The sequence below is a fragment of the Acinetobacter guillouiae CIP 63.46 genome, from assembly GCF_000368145.1.
GTDB lineage: Bacteria > Pseudomonadota > Gammaproteobacteria > Pseudomonadales > Moraxellaceae > Acinetobacter > Acinetobacter guillouiae.
The window spans coordinates 1-26,582 of record NZ_KB849290.1 but is presented as its reverse complement, the minus strand read 5'-3'; the positions used below and the strand labels follow the sequence as shown (position 1 = coordinate 26,582).

Genomic DNA, 26,582 nt, shown 5'->3' with positions numbered 1-26,582 from the left:
TCGCTCTCTTACAAAGCTTAAGCTTTTTATTTTTTTCGAAAGAAGAATACGTTGAGCCTCAGCAAAGTCAAAACGCTCATTGTGACTCTACTCGACATTATCACTCATCCTGAAGTGAACTTTAATGATAAAAGCTATTGTGAAAACCATGGAATATCATTAATTTATTAGCCATACAGATGACTTAGATATCTCTAATATCCGTAATTTTTCGACCTTCTAAAATTTTAAGGTGAACATTTCCAGTGTCTTTTCCAGCTGATTCAGTGGGGCTCGTTACTCCACAAAAGTTTGAATTTGAAGAACCGTTAGAGCTTGAGTGTGGTCGAGTATTGCCACGCTATGAAATCATGGTGGAAACCTATGGTGAGCTCAATGCAGATAAATCAAATGGAATTTTGATTTGCCATGCACTTTCAGGGCATCATCATGCGGCTGGCTATCACCATGAAGACGATAAAAAAACAGGCTGGTGGGATGCATGTATTGGGCCAGGTAAAGCCATTGATACCTCGAAGTTTTTCGTGGTCGCACTCAACAATATTGGAGGTTGTAGTGGCTCAACGGGACCCACTTCACCTAACCCTGAAAATGAAAATCGCCCATACGGTCCCGACTTTCCATTAGTGACTGTACGTGATTGGGTTAAAACCCAAGCCCTACTCTCTGACCGCTTAGGGATAGATGTTTGGTATTCAATCATTGGTGGTTCTTTAGGTGGCATGCAGGCTTTACAATGGTCAGTAGATTATCCTGACCGTTTACAAAAATGTGTCATCATTGCCAGCGCACCAAAGCTTTCCGCACAAAATATTGCATTTAATGAAGTGGCACGTCAGTCTATTTTATCTGATCCAGATTTTCACAATGGCCGCTATTTAGAACTCGATAGTTATCCAAAACGTGGCTTAATTTTGGCACGTATGGTGGGTCATATTACCTACCTCTCTGAAGAAGCCATGAAACAAAAATTTGGCCGTGATTTAAAATCAGGCAAGTTTATGTATGGTTTCGATGTTGAGTTCCAAGTTGAAAGCTATCTGCGTTATCAAGGCGAACAATTCAGTCGTAACTTTGATGCCAATACTTATCTGATCATGACCAAAGCCTTGGATTATTTCGATCCATCACGTGAATATGAACAGTCACTGACGAAAGCCCTATCTAATACCAAATGCCGCTTTCTAGTGGTGTCATTTACAACAGACTGGCGTTTTAGCCCAGAACGTTCGCAAGAGATTGTCAACGCCTTGATTACCAATCAAAAACCTGTGAGTTATTTGGATATTGATGCTGAGCAGGGCCATGACTCATTCCTATTCCCTATCCCCTTGTACGTCAAATCCTTACGTGCATTTTTAGGTGGTATTGAACACCTTAATTCAACACCTAAGGAGGCTTTGTAATGCGTATTGACCAACAGCTTGCAGAAAAATGGATCAATGCTGGTGCAAGTGTGCTCGATTTAGGTTGTGGTGATGGCGAATTATTGTCACAAATGAGCAAAAAACAGCAAATTCATGCTTACGGGCTAGAAATCGATCAAGAAAAGATTGCAATTGCCGTCAGCAAAGGGTTAAATATTATACAACAAGACTTAAACCTCGGTTTGGGACGCTTTGCCGACCAGTCTTTTGACTATGTGGTTATGGCACAAGCTTTGCAAGCTGTAGATGCACCTGATGTGCTTCTGCGCGATATGGTGCGTGTGGGGAAACAAGCAATTATTACGTTTCCTAACTTTGCGTATTGGAAAACACGGTCTTTCCTTGCACTGAAAGGCAAGATGCCTGTTTCTGATGCCTTACCGTATATGTGGTACAATACACCTAATATCCACTTATGCACCTTTCGTGATTTTGAAGCATTATGTGCTGAAAATCAGATTCAAATTATTGATCGACTCGCTGTAAATGGGAACCAACAAGGTAGCTTTTTAAGTAAAGCCATACCGAATTTGTTCGGCGAAGTCGCTATTTATCGAGTGAGCGCTCTATGAAGAAATTATTATTAGGCAGTACGTTATTTTTTGGGTTAGTGAGTATTCAAGCCCATGCGGACTATGTACCGCAGCAACAACAATCTGTATCAGCAATGGCAGCACAATATGCACATATGAATGTGACAGATTTACAAAAAGCAGCCAAAGCTGGCCAACCTGCTGCACAATTTTATTTAGCAACACATTTCCAGGCTGGTACTGGCGGTGTATCTAAAGACCTTAAACAAGCATTTACATGGTTTAAAGCTGCGGCTGACCAAGGTATTTCTGCGGCTCAGTTGAATGTGGGTCGTATGTATGCTGATGGTTTAGGCGTTTCTAAAAGCGAAACATCTGCGCGTCAATACTTTGAAAAAGCAGCAAGCCACGGCGATAACCGTGCAAGCTTTAATCTTGCGGTGATGGAAGAGCAAAAGAAAAACTACATGGGCGCTTATCAGTGGTATGAGCTTTCTACACGTGATGGTATGTTAGACAATAAAGTGATTAACATGTCACAAACCAAAAAAACTGCTTTGGCTGCTAACTTAACTCAAGACCAAATTCGTACTGCAACACAACGTGCAGATCAATGGATTCAAGCTCAATAATTTGATTTTCATCGATCATAAAAGCACCTTCGGGTGCTTTTTTTACTGCTATCCATTTAAGTATTTCAACTGGGATTGTTGACAATGCAAGACCTATTCAAACAATTAATTCAATATGAATGCGGGTTGCATCATCGTGATCGTCAAAACTTTCAAATACTTGATCAACGGTTACATCCAGATTTTAAAGAAATTACCAAATCAGGGTGGGTTGTGCATAAAGCCCAAATGATTGAAGCACTTTTAAACGATACAGATACCGACATCATTCAAGCACAGGATTTTCAAGTTCAGTCGTTATCTGATCATAGCGTTTTACTGACCTATCAAAGCCATCAAATCAATGTGGTAACTCAAGCTCAATACAATGTGGCTTTACGCAGTTCAATTTGGGTTATGAATGATCACGGTATATGGCAAATGATTTTCCATCAAGGCACCACTTGTGCATTTGAGAAGTAAATCGAGTTCTTCTATGTATGGAAAAATATGCAAAAGAAAAAATATTATGCTTCACGCAAACAAATGATTCCTTTGGCGATTTTTGCTGGAATTTTGGCCTGCCCCTTTTGGGCTGCGATCGTGCTTTTGATCTGGGAAATGTTTGAATGGAAGAATGGCTTAAAAAGTCTCTTTTCGCTATTTCTTGTTACGCCATTGGGTTTCATTGCTTATTTTTTCAGTAATAAAGCTATTCAGATATTTAGCAATCAACGTCCTATTTTAACCCTCTCCCAAGACATGATTAGAAGCATTGATTTTAAAGGTCGAGTGATAATTAAAAAACACATTAAAATACCAGAGATCTATGAAGTTGAGCTAAAAAAAACCTTACTTGATCGACAATACTATTTACTTTTTATCATGAAAGATAACAGTAAACAGAAACTCAATGCTGGACTAGGTTTTATGAAAAATGAGGATGTTCTCGATTTAAAACAAGAATTGGACAAACGCATTAGTACAAAAGCAAAACACATCCAGTAAAGCGTAAAGGGCAAGAGAATTTAGCCATATTTTATGACACAGATTAAGTTAAAATAACTCAATTTTAAATTTTGAGTCTGCATCATGTCATCAAAAGATTGGTTATCACAAGGAACACTGGTACTCGCAAGCAATAACAAAGGCAAAATTGCTGAATTTGAAAAATTGTTTGCTGAATTGGCTTTACCCGTTGAAGTGATTCCTCAAGGTCGACTGAATATCGAAGACGCGATTGAAGATGGCTTAAGCTTTATTGAAAATGCAATTATCAAAGCACGTCATGCAAGCCGTATTTCAGGTAAACCTGCGATTGCAGATGATTCTGGGATTTGCGTTCCCGTATTAGGTGGAGCACCTGGAATTTACTCTGCACGTTATGCAGGTGAACATGGCGATGATGCAGCCAATAATACAAAGTTGCTGGAAAACCTTAAGCCTTTACGCCAAGACGATCAAGCGATTGAAGCAATGTTCGTATGTGTATTGGCATTGGTTGAACATGCAGATGACCCTTTACCACAAATCTACCAAGGGATCTGGCAAGGTGAAGTACTAGAGCAAGCTCGTGGTGAAAATGGCTTCGGTTATGACCCACTGTTCTGGTTACCCGAGCTAAATATTTCAAGCGCAGAAATGAGTAAAGCAGAAAAGAACAAAATTAGCCATCGTGGTCAGGCGATGCAATTGTTTAAAGCAAGCTTGAAATAAGCAGTTAAAACCAGCCGTTTAAAATCATACGATTTTGTTAGATTCCTCCTCGCCTTTGAGCAAAGGAGGAATATGATGGATATCGCTAAAACTTATCTAAAACGAAGCAAAATAAACCAATCAACCGATAAAACTATAAAAAATGAATCAACACACCATATAGGACGCATACCACACAACTGACTATCGTTCCCGAAGCAATATATTTTGCTGAAACCCCAGTGCCTTGATAGTGGGTTTCCAATGCGACAATATTGGCAGCTGGCGGTAAACAAAACAGTAAAAACATCACCCCAATATATTGATGGATCTGTGGAACAGGTAAAAAGAAATAAGCTAGACTGCACAATACAACACCACAAACTAACTTTAATATTGCAAGCTTAGTACTGGACAGTAAATCCTCGATATGGACTTTGGTTTTTCTTAACCACATCCCCAATACACACATACCGGTAAAACTCATACTCCATTTAGCCAGAGTATAAATCCAATTAATCCAATCATTTGTCTGAAACTGTTGCACATCAAAACAACGTAAAAGCCCTGCAATGATCAAGGCAATCACAGGTGGCGATTGCAGTACTTTTTTGATAAGCAATTGTTTGGATTGCGGGGCTGAACTTACCGAAGTCACAGCCCAAGAGTTTCCAAAAATTGAAACCCCGATATAGAGCGGTATCATCAGCATACTATTGTCTGGACCAAATATAGCCAAGGCAATCGGAAAGCCGAGCCATGCCATATTGGTATAGCTAAAACACAATGAAGCTAAACGATCTTTAGACAGCGTGAGATAAATAAAGAAAAGCGTAAAGCATGAGAAAAAAGCAAATAAAATTAAAGCAATACTGCCCGATTTATAAAATACCATATTGTAAATAATCACAATCGGGATAAATAAGCGAGCCAACAGCAAAGACATGAGTGATTTTAAGTTTACTGAAAATTTGCTATTCGCCAGTATCAGCCCACAGATAAATGATAAAACTGGAAATAACAAAGCCACAATACTACACCTTATTCTCAAATCATGAACATACTAGCATTTTCCAAATATAGATGACGTTTAACATATCAAAATAATTTATAAATATTGCCTGTCTTTAAATTGAAATATTAGTGTCACTTTTTTGTCATGGATAACTGTTGTTATAGCTGTTATTAAATAGGAGTTAAAACTATGGCTGGATTATCGATTTGGCATGTACTTATTTTTGCAATTGTTGTGATTCTACTATTTGGTACATCAAAGCTGAAAAACTTAGGTAAAGATGTTGGTGGTGCCGTAAAAGATTTTAAGAAATCGATTAAAGAAGAAGAGGCAACAACTGCTTCACTGACTGAAACGCGTACACTAGAACATCAAACTAGCAATACTGATGTGAACTCTACAGTAAAACACTAATCGGTGAGGCGTAGATCATGTTAGATGTTGGATTTTCAGAACTGTTAGTGTTTGGGATCATTGCGCTCTTGGTATTGGGACCAGATAAACTTCCTGAAGCTGCGCGTTTTGCTGCCAAATGGTATAGCAAATTTAAACGTGCAATTAGTAGTGTCCAAAATGACATCGACCGTGAATTACGTCTTTCTGAATTTAGAGAACAAATGCAACAAGAGATGCAAAAAATTCAAGAACTTGAACAAAAAATGCAGGCTCAAATGCAAGAGTTACAACAACAAAAAATTGCTGTAGAACAAGAAAGTTATCTAGTAACAACAGACAATAAAAAAACTCACACCACTTATCATAAACTTGATATTACGGTCCCCGCTATTTATATGTCAAAGACTTGGTTAGATAAACAAAACTGTACTGTAACTCGACCACAAATTGTTCTTGTTAAAGAAGTACCGCAATTGAAGGTGGCTGTATGAGCGACTCATTAGCACCACAAGTACATGATGCCTCGTCTACCGAGACGCCAGCTTTAGATGCAATGCCGATTACTCAACACCTGATGGTGTTACGTAAGCATTTATTTAAAATTGTTGGCGCGCTCATCGCTATATTTTTTTGTTTATTGCCATTTGCCAATAAGACCTATATTGCGTTATCAGAACCACTCAGAAAACAATTACCTGCAACCTCAACCATGATTGCAACTGATGTTACAGCAACCTTCATGGCGCCGTTTAAGTTAAACTTCTTTATTGCACTAATGCTGGCGATGCCCTTTATCATCTATCAACTTTGGGCGTTTATTAAACCTGCATTATACGAAAAAGAAAAAAATCTAGCATTTCCATTGTTGTTCGGCAGTATCGTGCTGTTTTATTCAGGGATTGCTTTTGCTTACTTTATTGCATTGCCATCTATCCTACATTTCTTTATCAGTGTTTCACCAGAAACCGTCGCGCCAATGACGGACATCAATAGTTATTTAAGCTTCTGCCTAAAATTATTCTTGGTCTTTGGCGTAACCTTTGAAATCCCGATCATTACTTTAGTGTTAATTTTAGTTGGTTTCGTCACCACTAAAACATTGGCTGAAAAGCGCCGCTTTATCGTGGTGGGATGTTTCTTCGTATCTATGTTTATTACCCCACCAGATGCAATTTCAATGATCATGCTCGCAATTCCAATGTGGATGCTATTTGAGCTGGGTTTATTGCTGGGTAAAGTAATTGAAAAACGTAAAACTGTAGATGCTTAAGTATCAAAATAAAAAAGCTTTTTAATATTTAAATGACTTCTTTTGAGGTCATTTTTTATTTTTAAGAGTGTTAAATTCTTTTTAGAAACAACTATAAAAATAAGTCTGTCGCTTAATCTTCAGCCCTTTTATTCGAATACATTAGATCTATTTCATAAGTCAAAAGTGATCATGTTGAGTGAATTATATTGCGATTAAAAGTTCCTTCTCCCCTCGTGAGAAGGTTAGGATGAGGGGGATTTTATGTCGATCTATGCTTTTAATAAGCGCTTAGAAAAGAAGTCTATTATTAAAATCTCTTTATGAAATATCTCTATTTAAAAAACAACTACAAGTTAATCCTGTTGATTCAATTCACCAAGCACATATCAAGCTCAATCAGTCATATCTCAATCTTTATAGAAATTGAACAGCACAGTAATTATCTAAATACAAATATGACAATCCTATTACTTTCTTAAAATAAGATTAAATTTAACCAATATTAAATATAAGAGTAAGAGATCTTACACATTTGTTCTGTATGTTTTTAAGCTGAATCAAAATCACATTTAAACAAGACTTAAAGCCAAAGGGAATCGTATGACAGACCTCACGCCATATCATGAAAATCAAGAGTTAGATAACAATACTTCGAATAACACACATTTCCGTGACATTTTAGAACAACGGATTTCTCGTCGTAGTTTAATTACAAAAACAGCAAGTGGTGCAGCTGCTCTCGCTTTAGCATCGAGCCTAGTCGGCTGTAATGACGACGATGACAATAACTCAACCCCAACAACGACTGTTAAAAAACCTGAAAAATTCACCTTTAACCCTGTTGCAAAAAACCTCAATGACATCGTCACTGTTCCTGCTGGTTATGAAGCAAATGTGCTTTATGCTTTAGGTGATCCATTAATGCAAACGATCCCTGACTGGGATGATAACAATGTTCCTTCAGGGGTCAGCTTTACAGCGCGTTCAGGCGATTGTCATGATGGTATGAGCTATTTTGGCTTAAATTCCAATAGCTCTAAATATGATGCGAAAGCCTCAAACCGTGGCTTATTGGTCATGAACCATGAATACATTAATCAAACCTTCTTACATCCTAAAGGTGCAACAAAAGTAAATGGCCGTCGCCCAGAAGATGAAGTAATTCGTGAAGTCAATGCACACGGTGTTTCCGTCATTGAATTAAAAAAAGATGCAACCACACAAAAAGTAGAGATTGTTAAAAGCTCTCCATTTAATCGCCGTATTACAGCGTCAACGGTCATGGACTTTGCAGGTACAGTTGCGGGTTCAGACTTGGTGAAAACCAAATACTCAAGCTCAGCAAAGCAAACACGTGGCACACATAATAACTGTGGTAATGGTTACACACCTTGGGGGACTTACCTCACCACAGAAGAAAACTTTATTGGATACTTTGTGCGTAATAAAGGTGACGATGCAAAACGTAGTGCGGCTGAAATCATCGCACTGAATCGCTATGGTTTAAAAGATGGTGCCAGCTCACGTTATGGCTGGGAAACTGCGATTGGGGCAATCGAGAGCCAAGACTTATATGACCGTTGGAACTCTTCAATTACCGCTGACTCAGCAGACAAAGATTATCGCAACGGCGCAAATACCTTTGGTTGGATTGTTGAAATCGATCCATTCGATAGTCGTTCAAACCCAGTTAAACGTACATCTTTAGGTCGCTTTGCACATGAAGACTGTCGTTCAAGCCGTTTAATCGAAGGGGAAAATCTGGCCTTCTATATGGGCGATGACTCACGTGGCGAATATATCTACAAATTTGTATCTGATGCGAAGTGGGATGCAAAAGATGTCAATGGTGGCTATCGCGCTGGTGATAAATATATGAACAGTGGCAAGCTATATGTTGCGCAATTCAATAATGATGGTACAGGTAAATGGATTGAATTGGCATACGGTAAAAACGGTTTAAATGATAGCAATACCGTCTATCCTTTTAAATCTCAAGCCGATGTCACTACTTTTGCACGTTTAGCCGGTGATTCGGTCAAAGCCACCAAAATGGATCGTCCAGAATGGGTTGCGGTGAACCCTGAGAATGGTGAAGTCTATGTCACCTTAACCAATAACTCGAACCGTGGTACAGCACATGCATTAGATGCCGCAAATCCACGAAACTATAGCGACCCAGAAGGCGGTAAAGGCAATGTAAATGGTCACATTATCCGCTTCCATGAAAAAGATAATAAAACCACAGCTGAAAGCTTTACTTGGGATATCTACCTCTTTGGTGCCGAAGCAAAAATGGCCAGTAACATCAACTTATCTGGGTTAAATGATAACAATGATTTATCTTCGCCAGATGGTATGTGGTTCGATCCACGTGGTGTACTTTGGATTCAAACGGATGATGGTGCTTATACAGATACCACCAACTGTATGATGCTTGCTGCACTGCCTGGTAAAGTCGGTGATGGCGCAAAAGCAATATCATCTGCTGGGCAAGAAACGATCGTGGGTAAACAAGTCACTGATGAAAACCTGCGTCGCTTCCTAACAGGCCCAAAACAATGTGAAATCACGGGTGTCACCATGACACCCGACTACAAAGCCATTTTTATCAATGTTCAGCATCCTGGTGAAGACTCACCTAGCTTTGATAAGCCATCAAGTAACTGGCCTGCCTCACAAAAAGATCCAAGCAATAAGACCGCTCGCCCGCGCTCTGCAACTGTCGTCATTACTCGTAAAGATGGCGGTGTAATTGCTGGCTAATCAACTAAATTTATTCTTTTAAAGCCATAGTGATGAAAGTTGCTATGGCTTTTTATTTTTCAATAGCGCGCTTAATCTCGACTAACTCACCCATATGTTCACCTTGTTGTGTTTTTTCGATCCAATCAATCTGCGTACTGCTTATTCTTAAAAAGTTGGAACAGCGTGTCCCATAAATTGGACTTTGAATAAATGTTGAAGACAACAACGCTTCCATCTCAGGATTAATTCCAGTATTGGGCAGTAAATCAGGAATAATTTTTCGTTCATCTTCTAAAATATCCCAAACAGCGAATTGTAGATCTTGTTCAGGGATAGCAGGAACTTGCAGCATGGGTAAAAATTCTTGGGTAAAGCGTTTACGTAAATGCTTAGTTTTTTCCCAATCGTCTGACATCAAGCCGTTTGAAACGACAAATACACCTTGGGATAATACTTGTGGGGCTTCACCACGATTACTCATATAAACAGCTTGCTGTCGATCACCCACAAATAAGTTAAAACCCGCATAATCTCTTTGCTGCTTTTCCAGTGCTTGTGCAAAACGAATCGGTGTTTGATCTGACTCTAAAAAGGCTTGAATCAAATAGCCTCGTGTCGTCGGATAAGTTTGTTTATCAGCACCATCACGATAATTGGTAATCACTGCCCAACGTCCCTGTGGTGTGACCCCCATCCATGTCCCGCCGGATTGCAAATCTTGCCCTGCAATAATCGGACTGTTGGACCATGACTGTAATTGAGTGCTTGGACGATGGTAGAATTCGTCACGATTTGAAATTAAACAAACAGGTAAATCATCCAAAACTTGCCAAGCCAATGCCACAATACACATAAAATACATTCCATGAAGTTTACACATTGAATGTACAACATTTTTAATATGTTTCAGCTAAAATCTGTGCAAAATAGAAAATCAAGGATTAGGAATGCTCACCTACCCGAATATTGACCCAATTGCGATATCACTGGGTCCACTCAACGTCCATTGGTATGGACTGATGTATCTCTTGGCATTTTTATGTGCTTGGGGACTTGCTACTTATCGCGCGAAACAACGTGCTGACTGGAACTCTGAAATGGTTTCAGATCTGGTGTTCTTTGGCGCACTTGGAGTTGTGCTCGGTGGTCGTGTAGGCTATGTTTTATTTTACGAGTTTGGCAAATTTTTAGCAGATCCTATCTGGCTATTTAAAGTCTGGACTGGTGGTATGAGTTTCCATGGGGGCTTCCTTGGTGTAATGATCGCCATGCTTTTGTGGTGTCATAAATATAAGAAAACTTGGTTTGAAACCCTGGACTTCATTGCGCCCTGTGTACCGACGGGCTTGATGTTTGGTCGAATTGGTAACTTCATCGGTGGTGAATTATATGGTCGTCAAGTTTCTGACCCTAACTTTGCGCTAGGTATGATCTTCCCGACTGATCCACTACATTTGGTTCGTCATCCATCTCAGCTCTATCAAGCGCTGTGTGAAGGACTGCTGCTGTTCCTTATTCTATGGTTCTATAGTGCTAAACCACGCCCACGTTATGCCGTATCTGCAATCTTTCTAATGGGTTATGGCTGTGCTCGATTCTTTATGGAATTCTTCCGTGAACCTGATGCTGATCAAGGTTATATCCTGTTTGGCTGGATGACCAAAGGTCAAATCCTTTCATTCCCAATGATTCTGATTGGATTGTGGTTGATTTGGTACGCTTACCAAAAGAAAATTTTTGACTGGGGTCCACAAAAAAATACTTAAGCCTTATGGGCTAAGTTTAAAAAGGTGAAGCTAAGCTTCACCTTTTTTATGCTAAATTATCATTATCCAATTTAAACGAAATCACTATGCTTGAATTTTGGTTTGATCCTAAAGTCGCGGTTGCAAAGAAGCTCATTTTTCTTATTTTATTGGCACTAGTCAGTATTGGACTATATTGGTACCAGCCTTTAACCCTTGATAATATTTTACTTTTTGCAGGTACAGGTATTATTTTTCTGATTTGTCGTTACTGTAAGGTTCATTTTGCAGCCCAACGCCCAACAGGATTTCTTTATCGTTTATTGACCTGGATTCCACTGGCTTTAGTTTTGGCATTGGTTTTTAAAAACATGAACAATGGTGAAATTTTAATCCCAGGCGCTCAAGGTATTGGCTTTATGGCCCTAGCGGTTTGTATTTTTTCACCACTCTCCCTACTCAATAAAAACTCATCTGAACAAGCGTCTAAATAATGTTAGATTTTTGGTATTCAGCGCGCTGTAGCCGTGAAATGAAAGTGATCATCTCAATCTTAACCTGTGTGATAATTTATTATTGCGCCACGATTGAGAAGTTAAGTCCAACGTTTACCGTGATATGTTTAGCAATTGGAATCTCTACGCATTTATTAAGAATGCTGGGGCTAAAAATTGCTCAACATAATGTCTATGCTCAAGGTTTTAAAATTTTATTTTCAATCTACCCATTGCTTGCACTTATGCTTTTAATGGCTTTTTTACCCGCACAACATAAAATATTGACCTCGATTCAAGCGGTTGGCTTTGCTGCATTGGGTCTATTTATCATGTCAATTTATCAAAATCGCGCAAAACGTTTTGACTAAAGGTGGTGTAGTAAAAAAGCATAGTAATAAAAAAGGAAGCCTTTCATTCCAAAAGCTTCCTTTTTTATCTTTTAATCCGTAATGGATTAAATGATTTTGACTGTATAACTAAGCAGCTAAACGATAATATTCATAGGTTACATTTGGGTCTTTATACACATCGTAACTACGTTGTCTAAAATCAGAAACCCATTGAGAACCTGTAAATCCGGCAATATGGCCATAACGATGGCGACTGGTACTGTTGATGATATAAATATCACCTTCTTGAGGATTATCAAAGTCAGGACGGATTTGCTTATAACCAATCTCAGTTAAAGTCGAACCCCAATCTGAAGCCGCAACAGGATGATCAGAAAAACGTGCACCAGCTGATTCAAGCGCTATACGCACATATCTTGCACAACGATGTGCAGTAGTACTACGTGACATACTGACAAGTTTTTCAGTAAATTTGCTAATATCGATTAAGCTTTCTTTCTTAAATGCTTCAGTTTGATTTTTAAAAGTTTCAAATGCTTTATTCTTTAAATATTCATCTGGTCGAAAATTATTATTTTGATTTTCCGATCGAATCTGAATATGAACCGTGGGATTCACGTATTCATTCATATTAACATTGTGGTCGTAAATCATGCATTGTCCTCAAACTGCCCTTTTGAATTGATTCAAACCACCTTGTTTAAACCAATAACAACTTTTCACAAGCCATGAATAGTAATCAGCAATTCTTAAAATGTAGACTTAAAACATGTAAAAAAATATGTAAGTGTTAATAAATCTCATTTGTAACGCCTCAAGCTACTGAAACTGCTGACATTACACAATTCATCATTTAGGTTTGTTTGTTTAAAATTTAATCAATAAAAGTTTACTCGGCCGTATCATTAAAATATTTTCTTAATTTAATCAACACATTAAACTGTCAATTCAGTCACACTTTTGTTTTATAAATACAGCAAAATCGTATGCTAAAGAAAGATTTTTTTAATAAAAAGCTGACGTTATCAACATCAGCTTTTTTAGAAATTATGCTGTCGGTGCTTAATAACAATCCCAGTTATACACCACTTTAGAGAAATCTCTTTTTTCAAGATCATCAGGATGAATAAAGAAGTTCCCTACACCTGAGTCGCCCCACATGATCTCAATACCTTCAGCTTCACCTGTATCAATCTGCAGCAGCAAAATATAATCTTGAATAGATTCATTGTATTCACGTGGATCAGATTGAGTAAAAAATGGATATCCGCCTAAACGTTGTCCGCTTGCTGAAAAAACTTCACTGTATTCATCACAAAACTCTTCTTCATCGTCTCTTTCATAAGGGTCTGTGACTTTTTGGGCAAAATCAAAATTGTTCATATCAATATAGCTTTCAGCCTTCTCAAACTGAATTGCAGATTGCCCTGCGATAGGACTATAAATATCGTCATCATCAAAACTTGGAAAATCGCTTTGTAAAAGTGCAAGATCTTGCTCAATCTTGTCATAAAAAACCACGCGAAAACCATCTTGCTTTTTTTGATCATCAAAATTGAGACCATATAAATCATCATGCGGATTGATAAAAAACTGTAAAATTCCAGACTTTGGATAATGTTGATTTTCTGGCAATTCTGCAAAATTGATCTGCGCCAATAATTGTAAGTCATCCCCCTCCGCGCTCTGCGGATATTGCTTTCCTACAGGTAAATAAGGATTTCCACCCACGTTGCTTTGCCAAATCTGTAAATCTTCAGCAGGCAGTAATGTTATTTCTATACTGTCTTTTTTTGTCGCAATAATTTGCGTTTTATAAGGCTGTAAACATGCTGGGAGCTCATTCAAATTTATACTCATTTTCAAATACTCTTAGTTTTAGATGTTAGATGGATGCAAAACAGAAAATAATCTAGCTTAAAAAGAAAGTGAGATTAGTATAAACTCTGAAGCTATTCAGAAACATTACGAATGGGTAATCATGCGACATAATCTGTCATTTGTGTCGTATAAACTCCCCAAATTGGAAACTATATGAAAGCGTATTTAGACCTTCTACAACATATCCTAGACGATGGCGGTGACAAAGGTGATCGTACTGGTACAGGTACTCGTTCTGTATTTGGTCATCAAATGCGTTTTGACTTGTCAAAAGGGTTTCCGCTACTGACCACTAAAAAAGTTCATTTCCGCTCCATTGTGATTGAACTGCTGTGGTTCCTAAAAGGCGACACCAACGTTCAATATTTAAAAGACAATAAAGTTTCGATCTGGGATGAATGGTCTACCGCTGAACAAACTGCCCGTTTTGGACGTCCTGAGGGTGAATTGGGCCCAGTCTATGGTCATCAATGGCGTAACTTTGGCGCAACGCAAAAAGACAATGGTTTGTTTGAAAATGATGGTTTTGACCAAATCAGTTGGTTGGTCAATGAAATCAAGACCAATCCAAACTCACGTCGTTTGATTGTGTCTGGCTGGAATCCAAATGAAGCAGGTAAAGTTGCCTTACCGCCATGCCACACTTTATTCCAATTTTTTGTGCAGGATGGAAAGTTGTCTTGCCAACTTTATCAACGTAGTGCAGATGTTTTCTTAGGGGTGCCATTTAATATTGCCAGCTATGCTCTACTGACTCATATGGTTGCTCAAGTTTGTGGTTTAGGCGTAGGTGATTTTGTCTGGACTGGCGGTGATACACATTTATATGTTAACCATTTTGAACAAGCAAAACTTCAGTTAACACGTGACCCCTTACCATTGTGTCAACTCAAGTTAAATCCTGAAATTAAGGATATTTTTGACTTTAAATTTGAAGATATTGAAATTACAGGTTATGAGTCACATCCTGCAATTAAAGCACCTGTAGCTGTTTAAATATTTTAATTCAGTCTTTCCTTATTCCCTCCTTGCAATAGGAGGGAAAATTTTCCAATGGATAATAAGCGAATTCATTATGACATTTAAAAACTTTGAAATTGTGCATGTCGTTGCAATGGATCAACAACGCTGCATTGGTAAAGCGAATGATCTTCCATGGCATATTTCAGCAGATCTTAAACACTTCAAAGAAATCACCCAAGGTGGTGTTGTGGTGATGGGACGTAAAACGCTTGAATCGATGGGACGTGCATTACCTAAACGTGTTAATTGGGTGATTACCCGTGATCAAGACTGGAACTTTGCTGGTGTTAAAACGGCCCATAGTATAGATGCTGCTTTGGAGCAAGCCATTCCTGATGTATTGGCATCAGAAAAACCTGCCAGTATCTTTATCATTGGTGGTGGTGAAATTTTTAAACAAACTATGCACATTGCCGATCGTTTAGAGCTCACCCACATTGAGCTCGATGTACAAGGTGATGCGTATTATCCAGAAATTCCAGCGGAATTTAAAAAAGTTGCGAGTGAGTCACATGTTGATGACAAAACAGCTATTGCTTTTGAGTTTGCAACATACCGAAAATAGCACTGAACTTTATGAACAAAAATAGTGGCTTATGGATAGTTTAAAAACAAGATCAATACTGCATACACTTGGAATGGGAATAATCCATTCCTTGTTTAGCTTATTTGTGGTATTGAGCAGCCTGTGGTTTTGTTTCGCGATTTGGATTCAACACCCCTTAGGAAAAGTTTTCAGCTATATCATCATCCCTATTTGGATTATTTTTGCACTGAGTATTTTTGGAATCTATTTTACTAAAAATATATTTAGCCGAAAAACTGACAGTCTGATCTATATCATCGCCTTTATTGTCAGCTTAATCTGGTACTTTAATATTCCTGCACAGCAAAATCGTCAATGGAGTCCAGAAGTTTCCAGAATTTTTACTTATGAGCAGCAAGGTAATCTTGTCACGATTCATAATGTCCGCAACTTTAATTGGCACTCCCCTGATCAATATGACGAACGCTGGGAAACCAGAAGCTACAACTTAGATGAGATTACAGGCGTCAATATCATCACCTCTTATTGGATGGGACCACAGATTGCCCATACCTTGGTCAGCTTTGATTTTTTAAATCAACGTCCACTCGTTTTTTCCATTGAAATTCGGAAAGAAAAAAATGAAAACTTTTCTGCAATTGGTGGTTTTTTTAGACAGTTCGAGCTAAGCCTAATCGCTGCAGATGAAAAAGATATTGTTTATACACGAAGTAATATTCGAGGTGAACAGGTTTATTTTTTCCCGATTCAATTACCAAAAGCAGAGACCAAAGCATTATTTGAAGAATATCTTTTGAAATCTTCCGCTTTAGCAGAACATCCAAAATGGTACAACACCCTAACTAGTAACTGTACAACTTTGGTTTTTGATATGGTTCAGGCGATTTCCCCTGAAAAATTACCAACAGATTATCGTTTATTGGCTTCAGGTTATTTACCCAATTATCTTTATGATTTGGGTGCATTAAATCATCAATGGTCAATCAAAGAATGGTATAAAAAAGCACATATCAATCCAAGAACGGCTGAATATGCTCAGTTTAAATATCAAAATAGCGATAACTTTTCTAAAGTGATTCGTTTTGGTTTACCTGAAGGCCACGCTCAATAATGTATAGCTTTAGTCAGCTCGTCTTTATGGTTTAACTCAATTTTGTTTATATAATGATAAAATTAGGAGAATACGCATGTTTAAATCCATAATCGCAACCACATTCATCACAGCAACGCTCTTGTTTTCTGGATGTGCATCTACACCAAGTGCCGACCAACAAAGCCAAAATCTAAGTTCGTTGCAAAACAAAAATTGGACACTCACGCATATTGGTGCAACAGAATATAAAGCAACGTCAAATGCTCACAACGTACCAAGTATTCAATTTGGTTCAGATTTACGGGTAAGTGGCGCAGATGGCTGTAATCGCATTATGGGTGCCTATGCGATCAAAGGGCAACACTTGACCTTAGGGCAACTCGGCTCAACTCGTATGTATTGTCAAGACACTATGAAACTCGCGGCTGACTATACTGAAGCACTCAATAAGGTGAAAGGTTATCAAGTGTATGACAAAACGTTAAAGTTAGTCGATCAATATGGCAATCGTGTTTTGCAATTTACAACGCCATAACATCACCGAATCACTTATTTGTATACTCCTGTTTAAAAGCTTAAAATTTTAGGCTTTTAAACACCTCCAATTATAAAATCCAATACCAACAATGAAATTGAATAAAAATTTTTAACTCAATCAATGAAAGACAATAATTTTACTACACACGCCGTCTTATCATTAGGATTAGAATAACAACAACTTAAAATTTGGATATTTCTATGAAAGTCATTGGCCTTATCTTGATCTCGTGTCTACTTCTATCTGCATGTAGTTCAATGAATGTAAGACCTACGGTTGGGGTAAGTATGGGAACATCTGTTAAATAAAAAAAACAGCGCCGAAGCGCTGTTTTCCCTATTAATTCAGGCTATTAACCACATTAATTAATGGTTTCGTTATTGTTCCATTCGGTGTTGTTACTGTTATACGAATCTCATCGCCTGCAGCACATTTCAGACTACGGACACTGTAAGTGACTATCTTATTATCTTTCTGAGGGAACGTGCCTGGTAATAGTAAATCCATAATACCTGGAACAGTAAGCGCCCCACCAACAACTTCTGCCTCACAAGCCAAATTATTATCTGTATTATCTTTTGCAGTAGCTGAAATTGTTGTACCTGAAGGCATTGGAACTGTTTTTAAACCATTACCATACATTTGAAAAGTAAATATTCCAGGTAAAGCTTGAGTCATTGAGCTATTCACTCCACTCAGAGCTACAAATGTAGGGGTTTCACTTGAAAAAGCAAAACGTAATTGCTTACGTAATACAGCATCTAGTTGATTATTACACGTACCCTCGATATTTGGCTGAGCGATTGTAGACGGAATACATGTTGCACCAGATGCACCACGGACATATTTAAATTCACCTTCATCTTTTTGATTATTCTCATTATCATCTAAAAAGAAATCACCAATATTTTGTGTTAATTTATCAATGCCAATCGTATACATATTATCATTATCTACATCCACATACTCTTTATCGCCTTCAACAAAAGCTAAAACACTCACTCGACTATCAAGTGGACGCGGATTTTGGGTAGTCAAATTAACAGAACAAACACCATTCGTTGTTGCACAATTTGGAGTAATACTTCCACCTTCCGAAATAAAACTAATTACTGTTCCATTTGGTACAGGGTTACCTACACGATCAGCCATCCGTGCCGTAATTGTTGAAATATCACCATCGCCATCACCAGCTAATGCTACTTTGCTTACAGACAAACTCAAACCATTCTGTGTTACACGACCAGAAGCAACTGCTACTTCTTTAGACAACACAAAAATATTTGTATTACTTGCTAATGTAGCTTTAATTTCTACTGGTCCAGGTAAATTACCTGGATAAAGATTTACATTCACTTTACCTGATGCATCACTTTTCACTGTTTTTGGAATTCGATTACCATCAGTAACAAAACTTAAATCACTTGGAGCTTTCGTTAACTCTATGTTGACATCTTGGTTCGCTGCAGGCGTACCGTTTGCATAAACAGTAAACTCAATTCTTCCTGAAGAAGCTGAACCACTATTTCTAGTGACTAAGTTTACTTTACCCACAGTTGTATAAACTAAAGAATTGGCTGCAATTGCTGCAATTTGTATATCAACAGACTTAGAAACAGAAACATTACTGCCTGTTGCGATAATCTTTTGTCCGCCTTCACACAACTTACCATTTATATCTATTGCTTTATATGTAACAGCAACATCACCTTGATTTGATGAAACAACAGCGTTGTTATCAAAAGTACCGCAACTTGTACTAAAATTCACAGTGATGTTGTTTTGATTATTTTTGGTCACTGAATCTTGTGTTTTAAGCGTTATGATCGTTGAACCACCAGAATCAAGTGAGGTGTTTGCAGCAACCATGTTTTCAAAGGTTATATTTGCAGCTTGTAGAGAATAATTATAAGGTGTTGTTGTTGCAGTTGAATCTTTATGACTCACTGTTGCTGTCAACTGATAACTACCAGTGTCTGTACTATTTTCAGGCTTAACTGAAATACTTGCTTCTCCATCGGCATTGGTTAAAACAGCACCATTTGAAGTACCAAATACCACACCTGTACCTTGAAAAGTAACCAATGCCCCACTAATTCCTTTTCCACTGGCATCAGTAACTTTTACTTTTGCTGTAGCACCAGAAACTGTTATTGTGTTTGTAGCTACAGAATCTGCATTCAACAAAGTAATTGGACTAATATTTACAGCTTCAACTGTAGTTCCACCATTACCATTGTCTGTTCCGTTATTATTTTTATCATAATAACCTCCACCGCCCCCACCACAACTTGCTAACAAAATAGAAATTGCAATAGCACTTAACTTTCCAGTAAGTTTTCTAGTATCCATAATTTTACTCAACCTAAGAATCCCCAAAAATTGTTGTAGATTATTTTGAATGCTATGTAATCATAGTTATCTATATGTGTAAATATGCTATTTCAAAATGTTTTTTAATGTAATTACTATTATTTAAAATCAGGTTTATATCATGTACGACATCATCATCATCGGCGCAGGAACAGCGGGTATTAGCGCATATAAAGAAGCAATCAAATATACCTCTAACTTACTGATTATCAATAAAGGTCCATGGGATACAACCTGTGTCCGTGTTGGCTGTATGCCAAGTAAAGTTCTCATTTCAACTGCAAATCGAATGTATGACATTCAAAATGCCAATGAAGTCGCTTTAGAGGTAAAAGCAGAGATTGATACACTTCAAGTTATGCAACATGTCAGAGATTTACGTGATCGCTTTGCTCGGGCGACGCTTAAAGATGTAGAAAGTTGGGAGGCTGCACATAAACTTGATGGCGAAGCTAAATTTGTAAATGCAAATACGGTTGAAGTCGATGGAAAACATTATCAATCTAAATCATTTATTCTTGCTGTAGGCTCAACACCGACCTATAACCAGGATTGGAAAAATAAAATAAGCAATAAATTGATCACTTCGGATGAAGTATTTGAACTTGAGACTTTGCCTAAGTCAATTGCCGTGATCGGTAGTGGTGTGATTGCAATTGAATTAGCTCAAGCAATGCATCGCTTAGGCGTGAATACGACTGTTTTTGCAAGAAGCAAAAAAGTAGGAGTGCTTAGTAGCCCTAATTTACAAGAAATCGCTCAAGCAGAATTATCCAAAGAGCTTAATATTAAATTTGAAGTTTTACCTGATTCAATTCAAAATCTTGAAAATGGGGTTGAAATATCATTTATCGAAAATAATGAATCTAAATCCATACAGGTTGACTATATTTTAAATGCGACTGGTCGTGCTACAAACTTATCAACTTTGTCCCTCGAAAACATTGATCAGGCATTCTCAGATTTAAAACAATTACCAGTTCATCACACCACTAAACAATTGGCTGATTTCCCAATATTTATTATTGGTGATGCTTTTACTCAAACACCTTTACAACATGAGGCTGCAAATGAAGGAAGAAATATCGTTTCAAGTTGTTTAAATTTTCCCAATATACACAACTTAAATAACCTAGCACCTTTAGGTATTGTGTTCTGTAGTCCAGAAATGGGGATTGCTGGGCAAAACTTTGCCACACTGTCAAAATCAGACACAGCATTTGTTACAGGTTTTGCTTCTTATGAAAAACAAGGTCGCGCATTGGTTTTAGGTAAAAATAAAGGTGCTGTTGAAGTTTATGTAGATCAACAAAGCAGAAAACTCTTAGGTGCTGAGCTTTTTGTTGAGTCTGCCGAACATATGAGCCACTTACTCTCTTGGATCATTGCAGAACAGCTGACAATTGATGAGATATTAGCAAAACCTTTTTATCATCCAACCTTGGAAGAAGGCTTAAGAACTGCATTAAAACATGCCCGAAGACAACTTAAATAACGGTTTTGCCTATTGAATGAAGCTCTATTTTCTAGAATGGAGCCTTTATATTTTCTTGCGCATATTTCTATTTCATTAAGCCCATCAACAGCACGCATAAAAAAACACCCCGCTCTCGCTAGAGATCGGGGTGTTTTAGATTTAAAAGCTGGCGATGACTTACTCTCACATGGGTAACCCCACACTACCATCAGCGCTAAGAGGTTTCACTTCTGAGTTCGGGAAGGGATCAGGTGGTTCACTCTTGCTATTGTCGCCAGCAAACTGTTATGGACTTGTTCGGGTCTTATTTAAATGCCTTACTTCGTACCAAATGAGTTTAACAGAACATTTGAGTTGGGTATTGTAACTAGCTTTTCAACTAAATCAAGTATGTTTGATCTTTTATGAATCAAATGATGCTTCGTATACAACTGCTTGGGTGTTGTATAGTCAAGCCTCACGAGCAATTAGTATTGGTCAGCTTCATGCGTCACCGCACTTCCACATCCAACCTATCAACGTCGTAGTCTTCAACGGCTCTTTAGAGGACATAAAGTCCTAGGGAAATCTTATCTTGAGGTAGGCTTCCCGCTTAGATGCTTTCAGCGGTTATCCCTTCCGAACATAGCTACCCGGCGATGCGACTGGCGTCACAACCGGTACACCAGAGGTTCGTCCACTCTGGTCCTCTCGTACTAGGAGCAGATCCTCTCAAATTTCCAACGCCCACGGTAGATAGGGACCGAACTGTCTCACGACGTTCTAAACCCAGCTCGCGTACCTCTTTAAATGGCGAACAGCCATACCCTTGGGACCTGCTTCAGCCCCAGGATGAGATGAGCCGACATCGAGGTGCCAAACACCGCCGTCGATATGAACTCTTGGGCGGTATCAGCCTGTTATCCCCAGAGTACCTTTTATCCGTTGAGCGATGGCCCTTCCATACAGAACCACCGGATCACTAAGACCTACTTTCGTACCTGCTCGACTTGTGGGTCTCGCAGTTAAGCGCGCTTTTGCCTTTATACTCTACGCGTGATTTCCGACCACGCTGAGCGCACCTTCGTACTCCTCCGTTACTCTTTAGGAGGAGACCGCCCCAGTCAAACTACCCACCAGACATGGTCCTCGTCCCGGATAACGGGACAGAGTTAGAACCTCAATATTACCAGGGTGGTATTTCAAGGATGGCTCCATAGCAACTGGCGTCACTACTTCAAAGCCTCCCACCTATCCTACACAAGTAAGATCAAAGTTCAATGTCAAGCTGCAGTAAAGGTTCACGGGGTCTTTCCGTCTAGCCGCGGGTACACCGCATCTTCACGGCGATTTCGATTTCACTGAGTCTCTGCTGGAGACAGCGCCCCCATCATTATGCCATTCGTGCAGGTCGGAACTTACCCGACAAGGAATTTCGCTACCTTAGGACCGTTATAGTTACGGCCGCCGTTTACTGGGGCTTCGATCAAGAGCTTCGCTTACGCTAACCCCATCAATTAACCTTCCAGCACCGGGCAGGCATCACACCCTATACGTCCACTTTCGTGTTTGCAGAGTGCTATGTTTTTAATAAACAGTTGCAGGGGCCTGGTTTCTGTGGCTGCCAATAGCTCAAGGAGCAAGTCCTATCACCGTCAGCAGCGTACCTTCTCCCGAAGTTACGGTACCATTTTGCCTAGTTCCTTCAGCAGAGTTCTCTCAAGCGCTTTGGTCTACTCGACCTGACCACCTGTGTCGGTTTCGGGTACGATTCCTGTGTAACTGAAGCTTAGAGACTTTTCCTGGAAGCATAGTATCAGCCACTTCGCTAGTAAACTAGCTTGCTATCAGCTCTCAGCATAGAGCACCCCGGATTTGCCTAAGATGCATGCCTACTGCCTTTCACCTGGACAACCAACGCCAGGCTGACTTAACTTTCTCCGTCCTCTCATCGCATTACACAGAAGTATTGGAATATTAACCAATTTCCCATCGACTACGCCTCTCGGCCTCGCCTTAGGGGTCGACTCACCCAGCCCCGATTAACGTTGGACTGGAACCCTTGGTCTTTCAGCGAACGGGTTTTTCACCCGTTTTGTCGTTACTCACGTCAGCATTCGCACTTCTGATACCTCCAGCATACTTCTCAATACACCTTCATCGGCTTACAGAACGCTCCCCTACCACGTATACATAGTATACATCCGCAGCTTCGGCATATAGTTTTAGCCCCGTTACATCTTCCGCGCAGGCCGACTCGACTAGTGAGCTATTACGCTTTCTTTAAAGGGTGGCTGCTTCTAAGCCAACCTCCTAGCTGTCTATGCCTTCCCACATCGTTTCCCACTTAACTATAATTTGGGGGCCTTAGCTGGCGGTCTGGATTGTTTTCCTCTTGACTACGGACGTTAGCACCCGCAGTCTGTCTCCCGGATAGTACTCATAGGTATTCGGAGTTTGCATCGGTTTGGTAAGTCGGGATGACCCCCTAGCCGAAACAGTGCTCTACCCCCTATGGTATTCGTCCGAGGCGCTACCTAAATAGCTTTCGGGGAGAACCAGCTATCACCGAGTTTGATTAGCCTTTCACCCCTATCCACAAGTCATCCCCTGGCTTTTCAACGACAGTGGGTTCGGTCCTCCAGTTAGTGTTACCCAACCTTCAACCTGCTCATGGATAGATCACCCGGTTTCGGGTCTATACCCAGCAACTAAACGCCCTATTAAGACTCGATTTCTCTACGGCTCCCCTATACGGTTAACCTTGCTACTGAATATAAGTCGCTGACCCATTATACAAAAGGTACGCAGTCACCAAACAAGTTGGCTCCCACTGCTTGTATGCATGCGGTTTCAGGATCTATTTCACTCCCCTCACAGGGGTTCTTTTCGCCTTTCCCTCACGGTACTGGTTCACTATCGGTCAGTCAGGAGTATTTAGCCTTGGAGGATGGTCCCCCCATATTCAGACAAGGTTTCACGTGCCTCGCCCTACTCGTCATCATTATATGTGCCCTTTCGTGTACGGGACTATCACCCTCTACGGTAGCACTTCCCAGAGCTTTCCGCTAAAACACATATAACTTAATGGGCTGATCCCCGTTCGCTCGCCGCTACTGAGGGAATCTCAATTGATTTCTTTTCCTAAGGGTACTGAGATGTTTCACTTCCCCTCGTTCGCCTCGCATGACTATGTATTCATCATGCGATACCTACCTTATGGTAAGTGGGTTTCCCCATTCAGAAATCTCCGGATCACAGGATATTTGCCGCCTCCCCGAAGCTTATCGCAGGCTATTACGTCTTTCATCGCCTCTGACTGCCAAGGCATCCACCACATGCACTTAATTACTTGACTATACAACCCCAAACAGTCGTTAATCCCTACAAGGAGGATCAACAATGTGAACTTAATCACTTCTATTTGTTGCCTGTGAACTTAATCACTATACAGCTTCAATTTAATTCATATACCAAAACGCTTGATTCAGTTTTATCGCTAGTGCTCATTTCACTCAACATTAACAATTACTTGCTAATATCAACTAAAACGAGTTTAAACAATTATTTCAACTCAAATATATTCTGTTAATGATTCACTACCGCCTCGTCAGCGAGTAGTTAACTGTGATAAATCACAGAACTTAATAAGCTATCTGCTTACTAAGTTCTGTAATCACTTAGTCTTTAATTAGTGGTGGAGACTAACGGAGTCGAACCGTTGACCTCCTGCGTGCAAAGCAGGCGCTCTACCAACTAAGCTAAGTCCCCAGCTTAAGATCTTAATATATCTGCTCTTCTGTGTTCAGTAGACTTGGTGGGTCTGACAAGACTTGAACTTGTGACCCCACGCTTATCAAGCGTGTGCTCTAACCAACTGAGCTACAGACCCTCAGATACATCAATGAAGAACAACTTGTTGTGGATTCTTACCAATCGTCAATCTTTCGTTAAGGAGGTGATCCAGCCGCAGGTTCCCCTACGGCTACCTTGTTACGACTTCACCCCAGTCATCGGCCACACCGTGGTAAGCGTCCTCCTTACGGTTAGACTACCTACTTCTGGTGCAACAAACTCCCATGGTGTGACGGGCGGTGTGTACAAGGCCCGGGAACGTATTCACCGCGGCATTCTGATCCGCGATTACTAGCGATTCCGACTTCATGGAGTCGAGTTGCAGACTCCAATCCGGACTACGATCGGCTTTTTGAGATTAGCATCCTATCGCTAGGTAGCAACCCTTTGTACCGACCATTGTAGCACGTGTGTAGCCCTGGTCGTAAGGGCCATGATGACTTGACGTCGTCCCCGCCTTCCTCCAGTTTGTCACTGGCAGTATCCTTAAAGTTCCCACCCGAAGTGCTGGCAAATAAGGAAAAGGGTTGCGCTCGTTGCGGGACTTAACCCAACATCTCACGACACGAGCTGACGACAGCCATGCAGCACCTGTATGTAAGTTCCCGAAGGCACCAATCCATCTCTGGAAAGTTCTTACTATGTCAAGACCAGGTAAGGTTCTTCGCGTTGCATCGAATTAAACCACATGCTCCACCGCTTGTGCGGGCCCCCGTCAATTCATTTGAGTTTTAGTCTTGCGACCGTACTCCCCAGGCGGTCTACTTATCGCGTTAGCTGCGCCACTAAAGCCTCAAAGGCCCCAACGGCTAGTAGACATCGTTTACGGCATGGACTACCAGGGTATCTAATCCTGTTTGCTCCCCATGCTTTCGTACCTCAGCGTCAGTATTAGGCCAGATGGCTGCCTTCGCCATCGGTATTCCTCCAGATCTCTACGCATTTCACCGCTACACCTGGAATTCTACCATCCTCTCCCATACTCTAGCTTCCCAGTATCGAATGCAATTCCCAAGTTAAGCTCGGGGATTTCACATCCGACTTAAAAAGCCGCCTACGCACGCTTTACGCCCAGTAAATCCGATTAACGCTCGCACCCTCTGTATTACCGCGGCTGCTGGCACAGAGTTAGCCGGTGCTTATTCTGCGAGTAACGTCCACTCATCTTGGGTATTAACCAAGAGAGCCTCCTCCTCGCTTAAAGTGCTTTACAACCATAAGGCCTTCTTCACACACGCGGCATGGCTGGATCAGGGTTCCCCCCATTGTCCAATATTCCCCACTGCTGCCTCCCGTAGGAGTCTGGGCCGTGTCTCAGTCCCAGTGTGGCGGATCATCCTCTCAGACCCGCTACAGATCGTCGCCTTGGTAGGCCTTTACCCCACCAACTAGCTAATCCGACTTAGGCTCATCTATTAACGCAAGGTCACAAGTGATCCCCTGCTTTCCCCCGTAGGGCGTATGCGGTATTAGCATCCCTTTCGAGATGTTGTCCCCCATTAATAGGCAGATTCCTAAGTATTACTCACCCGTCCGCCGCTAGGTCA

23 protein-coding genes, 2 tRNA genes and 3 rRNA genes are annotated in these 26,582 nt (G+C 40.1%); 18 read left to right on the top strand and 10 right to left on the bottom strand.

The annotated features are described in order from the left end of the window. Positions 1-245 precede the first annotated feature (245 nt). The 6 genes from metX (at position 246) to rdgB (ending at position 4,287) form a co-directional block, all read left to right on the top strand. On the top strand, positions 246-1,406 hold the full coding sequence (metX, locus tag F981_RS22400; RefSeq protein ID WP_004726519.1) for a homoserine O-succinyltransferase MetX: 1,161 nt from the start codon (positions 246-248) through the stop codon (positions 1,404-1,406). Next, a complete protein-coding gene (metW, locus tag F981_RS22395; RefSeq protein ID WP_004726517.1) occupies positions 1,406-1,999 on the top strand; it encodes a methionine biosynthesis protein MetW in 594 nt (197 codons plus the stop codon). The genes metX and metW overlap by 1 nt, the downstream gene beginning before the upstream one ends. Further along, positions 1,996-2,592, top strand: coding sequence for a tetratricopeptide repeat protein (locus F981_RS22390; RefSeq protein ID WP_004726515.1), 597 nt, complete (start codon positions 1,996-1,998; stop codon positions 2,590-2,592). The genes metW and F981_RS22390 overlap by 4 nt, the downstream gene beginning before the upstream one ends. 84 nt (positions 2,593-2,676) lie before the next feature. Then, positions 2,677-3,054, top strand: a complete 378-nt coding sequence (locus F981_RS22385) for a nuclear transport factor 2 family protein (RefSeq protein ID WP_004726513.1) — start codon at positions 2,677-2,679, stop codon at positions 3,052-3,054. Positions 3,055-3,081: 27 nt separating this feature from the next. Further along, positions 3,082-3,579, top strand: a complete 498-nt coding sequence (locus F981_RS22380) for a hypothetical protein (RefSeq protein WP_004726512.1) — start codon at positions 3,082-3,084, stop codon at positions 3,577-3,579. 84 nt (positions 3,580-3,663) lie between these two features. Next, on the top strand, positions 3,664-4,287 hold the full coding sequence (gene rdgB, locus F981_RS22375; protein ID WP_004726509.1) for an RdgB/HAM1 family non-canonical purine NTP pyrophosphatase: 624 nt from the start codon (positions 3,664-3,666) through the stop codon (positions 4,285-4,287). Between the two features lie 133 nt (positions 4,288-4,420). On the opposite strand, the gene F981_RS22370 is transcribed toward rdgB, so the two are convergent. Continuing rightward, a complete protein-coding gene (locus F981_RS22370; protein ID WP_004726507.1) occupies positions 4,421-5,296 on the bottom strand; it encodes an AEC family transporter in 876 nt (291 codons plus the stop codon). Positions 5,297-5,470: 174 nt separating this feature from the next. On the opposite strand from F981_RS22370, the gene tatA reads away from it, so the two are divergent. The 4 genes from tatA to F981_RS22350 all read left to right on the top strand — a co-directional run bounded on the left by tatA (position 5,471) and on the right by F981_RS22350 (position 9,695). Beyond that, positions 5,471-5,695 carry a Sec-independent protein translocase subunit TatA gene (gene tatA, locus F981_RS22365; RefSeq protein WP_004726505.1) on the top strand — a complete coding sequence of 75 codons (225 nt, stop codon included), beginning with the start codon at positions 5,471-5,473 and terminating at the stop codon, positions 5,693-5,695. A 17-nt stretch (positions 5,696-5,712) separates the two neighbouring features. Continuing rightward, positions 5,713-6,168, top strand: a complete 456-nt coding sequence (gene tatB, locus F981_RS22360) for a Sec-independent protein translocase protein TatB (protein ID WP_004726503.1) — start codon at positions 5,713-5,715, stop codon at positions 6,166-6,168. After that, the gene (tatC, locus tag F981_RS22355; RefSeq protein ID WP_004726501.1) at positions 6,165-6,947 is read left to right on the top strand and encodes a twin-arginine translocase subunit TatC; all 783 of its coding nucleotides are present in this window, start codon (positions 6,165-6,167) and stop codon (positions 6,945-6,947) included. The genes tatB and tatC overlap by 4 nt, the downstream gene beginning before the upstream one ends. Before the next feature lie 582 nt (positions 6,948-7,529). Continuing rightward, positions 7,530-9,695 (top strand): PhoX family protein, encoded by a 2,166-nt coding sequence (locus F981_RS22350; protein WP_004726499.1) that lies wholly within the window; start codon positions 7,530-7,532, stop codon positions 9,693-9,695. A 52-nt stretch (positions 9,696-9,747) separates the two neighbouring features. Here the strand turns inward: F981_RS22350 and F981_RS22345 are convergent, their stop codons facing one another. After that, the gene (locus F981_RS22345; protein ID WP_004726498.1) at positions 9,748-10,530 is read right to left on the bottom strand and encodes an NRDE family protein; all 783 of its coding nucleotides are present in this window, start codon (positions 10,528-10,530) and stop codon (positions 9,748-9,750) included. A 94-nt stretch (positions 10,531-10,624) separates the two neighbouring features. On the opposite strand from F981_RS22345, the gene lgt reads away from it, so the two are divergent. The 3 genes from lgt to F981_RS22330 all read left to right on the top strand — a co-directional run bounded on the left by lgt (position 10,625) and on the right by F981_RS22330 (position 12,287). Then, positions 10,625-11,443, top strand: coding sequence for a prolipoprotein diacylglyceryl transferase (gene lgt, locus F981_RS22340; protein ID WP_004726496.1), 819 nt, complete (start codon positions 10,625-10,627; stop codon positions 11,441-11,443). Positions 11,444-11,529: 86 nt separating this feature from the next. Then, on the top strand, positions 11,530-11,916 hold the full coding sequence (locus F981_RS22335; RefSeq protein ID WP_004726494.1) for a hypothetical protein: 387 nt from the start codon (positions 11,530-11,532) through the stop codon (positions 11,914-11,916). Further along, on the top strand, positions 11,916-12,287 hold the full coding sequence (locus F981_RS22330) for a hypothetical protein (RefSeq protein ID WP_004726492.1): 372 nt from the start codon (positions 11,916-11,918) through the stop codon (positions 12,285-12,287). Before F981_RS22335 ends, F981_RS22330 begins: the two co-directional genes overlap by 1 nt. A gap of 108 nt (positions 12,288-12,395) precedes the next feature. Here F981_RS22330 and F981_RS22325 read toward each other — a convergent pair whose 3' ends face one another. Beyond that, the gene (locus F981_RS22325) at positions 12,396-12,923 is read right to left on the bottom strand and encodes a hypothetical protein (protein ID WP_004726489.1); all 528 of its coding nucleotides are present in this window, start codon (positions 12,921-12,923) and stop codon (positions 12,396-12,398) included. Positions 12,924-13,331: 408 nt separating this feature from the next. Next, the gene (locus tag F981_RS22320) at positions 13,332-14,129 is read right to left on the bottom strand and encodes a YwqG family protein (protein ID WP_004726487.1); all 798 of its coding nucleotides are present in this window, start codon (positions 14,127-14,129) and stop codon (positions 13,332-13,334) included. 174 nt (positions 14,130-14,303) lie between these two features. Here F981_RS22320 and thyA point away from each other — a divergent pair, with 174 nt between their 5' ends. From thyA to F981_RS22300, 4 genes are all read left to right on the top strand, one after another. After that, positions 14,304-15,146 carry a thymidylate synthase gene (gene thyA / locus F981_RS22315; protein WP_004726485.1) on the top strand — a complete coding sequence of 281 codons (843 nt, stop codon included), beginning with the start codon at positions 14,304-14,306 and terminating at the stop codon, positions 15,144-15,146. A 79-nt stretch (positions 15,147-15,225) separates the two neighbouring features. Then, a complete protein-coding gene (locus tag F981_RS22310; protein ID WP_004726482.1) occupies positions 15,226-15,738 on the top strand; it encodes a dihydrofolate reductase in 513 nt (170 codons plus the stop codon). Between the two features lie 31 nt (positions 15,739-15,769). Next, on the top strand, positions 15,770-16,831 hold the full coding sequence (locus tag F981_RS22305) for an Lnb N-terminal periplasmic domain-containing protein (RefSeq protein WP_004726479.1): 1,062 nt from the start codon (positions 15,770-15,772) through the stop codon (positions 16,829-16,831). Between the two features lie 76 nt (positions 16,832-16,907). After that, positions 16,908-17,348 carry an META domain-containing protein gene (locus F981_RS22300; protein ID WP_004726478.1) on the top strand — a complete coding sequence of 147 codons (441 nt, stop codon included), beginning with the start codon at positions 16,908-16,910 and terminating at the stop codon, positions 17,346-17,348. A 342-nt stretch (positions 17,349-17,690) separates the two neighbouring features. Here the strand turns inward: F981_RS22300 and F981_RS22295 are convergent, their stop codons facing one another. Next, the gene (locus F981_RS22295; RefSeq protein WP_004726476.1) at positions 17,691-19,703 is read right to left on the bottom strand and encodes an Ig-like domain-containing protein; all 2,013 of its coding nucleotides are present in this window, start codon (positions 19,701-19,703) and stop codon (positions 17,691-17,693) included. Positions 19,704-19,845: 142 nt separating this feature from the next. Here F981_RS22295 and F981_RS22290 point away from each other — a divergent pair, with 142 nt between their 5' ends. Then, complete coding sequence (locus tag F981_RS22290; RefSeq protein WP_004726474.1) at positions 19,846-21,219, top strand: dihydrolipoyl dehydrogenase; 1,374 nt, start codon at positions 19,846-19,848, stop codon at positions 21,217-21,219. 146 nt (positions 21,220-21,365) lie between these two features. Here the strand turns inward: F981_RS22290 and rrf are convergent. The 5 genes from rrf to F981_RS22265 all read right to left on the bottom strand — a co-directional run. Then, positions 21,366-21,480, bottom strand: a 5S ribosomal RNA gene (gene rrf, locus F981_RS22285). Positions 21,481-21,647: 167 nt separating this feature from the next. Next, positions 21,648-24,538 (bottom strand): 23S ribosomal RNA (locus tag F981_RS22280). 337 nt (positions 24,539-24,875) lie between these two features. After that, positions 24,876-24,951, bottom strand: a tRNA-Ala gene (locus tag F981_RS22275). Positions 24,952-24,995: 44 nt separating this feature from the next. Further along, positions 24,996-25,072: transfer RNA gene (locus F981_RS22270), tRNA-Ile, on the bottom strand. Positions 25,073-25,131: 59 nt separating this feature from the next. After that, positions 25,132-26,582 (bottom strand): 16S ribosomal RNA (locus tag F981_RS22265); the annotation flags it as partial.

Excerpts from the sequence above, each read along its gene's own strand:
- metW (WP_004726517.1), top strand. The coding sequence starts at position 1,406 with ATGCGTATTGACCAACAGCTTGCAGAAAAATGGATCAATGCTGGTGCA.
- F981_RS22390 (WP_004726515.1), top strand. The coding sequence starts at position 1,996 with ATGAAGAAATTATTATTAGGCAGTACGTTATTTTTTGGGTTAGTGAGT.
- F981_RS22385 (WP_004726513.1), top strand. The coding sequence starts at position 2,677 with ATGCAAGACCTATTCAAACAATTAATTCAATATGAATGCGGGTTGCAT.
- F981_RS22380 (WP_004726512.1), top strand. The coding sequence starts at position 3,082 with ATGCAAAAGAAAAAATATTATGCTTCACGCAAACAAATGATTCCTTTG.
- rdgB (WP_004726509.1), top strand. The coding sequence starts at position 3,664 with ATGTCATCAAAAGATTGGTTATCACAAGGAACACTGGTACTCGCAAGC.
- tatA (WP_004726505.1), top strand. The coding sequence starts at position 5,471 with ATGGCTGGATTATCGATTTGGCATGTACTTATTTTTGCAATTGTTGTG.
- tatB (WP_004726503.1), top strand. The coding sequence starts at position 5,713 with ATGTTAGATGTTGGATTTTCAGAACTGTTAGTGTTTGGGATCATTGCG.
- tatC (WP_004726501.1), top strand. The coding sequence starts at position 6,165 with ATGAGCGACTCATTAGCACCACAAGTACATGATGCCTCGTCTACCGAG.
- F981_RS22350 (WP_004726499.1), top strand. The coding sequence starts at position 7,530 with ATGACAGACCTCACGCCATATCATGAAAATCAAGAGTTAGATAACAAT.
- F981_RS22345 (WP_004726498.1), bottom strand. The coding sequence starts at position 10,530 with ATGTGTATTGTGGCATTGGCTTGGCAAGTTTTGGATGATTTACCTGTT.
- lgt (WP_004726496.1), top strand. The coding sequence starts at position 10,625 with ATGCTCACCTACCCGAATATTGACCCAATTGCGATATCACTGGGTCCA.
- F981_RS22335 (WP_004726494.1), top strand. The coding sequence starts at position 11,530 with ATGCTTGAATTTTGGTTTGATCCTAAAGTCGCGGTTGCAAAGAAGCTC.
- F981_RS22330 (WP_004726492.1), top strand. The coding sequence starts at position 11,916 with ATGTTAGATTTTTGGTATTCAGCGCGCTGTAGCCGTGAAATGAAAGTG.
- F981_RS22325 (WP_004726489.1), bottom strand. The coding sequence starts at position 12,923 with ATGATTTACGACCACAATGTTAATATGAATGAATACGTGAATCCCACG.
- F981_RS22320 (WP_004726487.1), bottom strand. The coding sequence starts at position 14,129 with ATGAGTATAAATTTGAATGAGCTCCCAGCATGTTTACAGCCTTATAAA.
- thyA (WP_004726485.1), top strand. The coding sequence starts at position 14,304 with ATGAAAGCGTATTTAGACCTTCTACAACATATCCTAGACGATGGCGGT.
- F981_RS22310 (WP_004726482.1), top strand. The coding sequence starts at position 15,226 with ATGACATTTAAAAACTTTGAAATTGTGCATGTCGTTGCAATGGATCAA.
- F981_RS22305 (WP_004726479.1), top strand. The coding sequence starts at position 15,770 with ATGGATAGTTTAAAAACAAGATCAATACTGCATACACTTGGAATGGGA.
- F981_RS22300 (WP_004726478.1), top strand. The coding sequence starts at position 16,908 with ATGTTTAAATCCATAATCGCAACCACATTCATCACAGCAACGCTCTTG.
- F981_RS22295 (WP_004726476.1), bottom strand. The coding sequence starts at position 19,703 with ATGGATACTAGAAAACTTACTGGAAAGTTAAGTGCTATTGCAATTTCT.
- F981_RS22290 (WP_004726474.1), top strand. The coding sequence starts at position 19,846 with ATGTACGACATCATCATCATCGGCGCAGGAACAGCGGGTATTAGCGCA.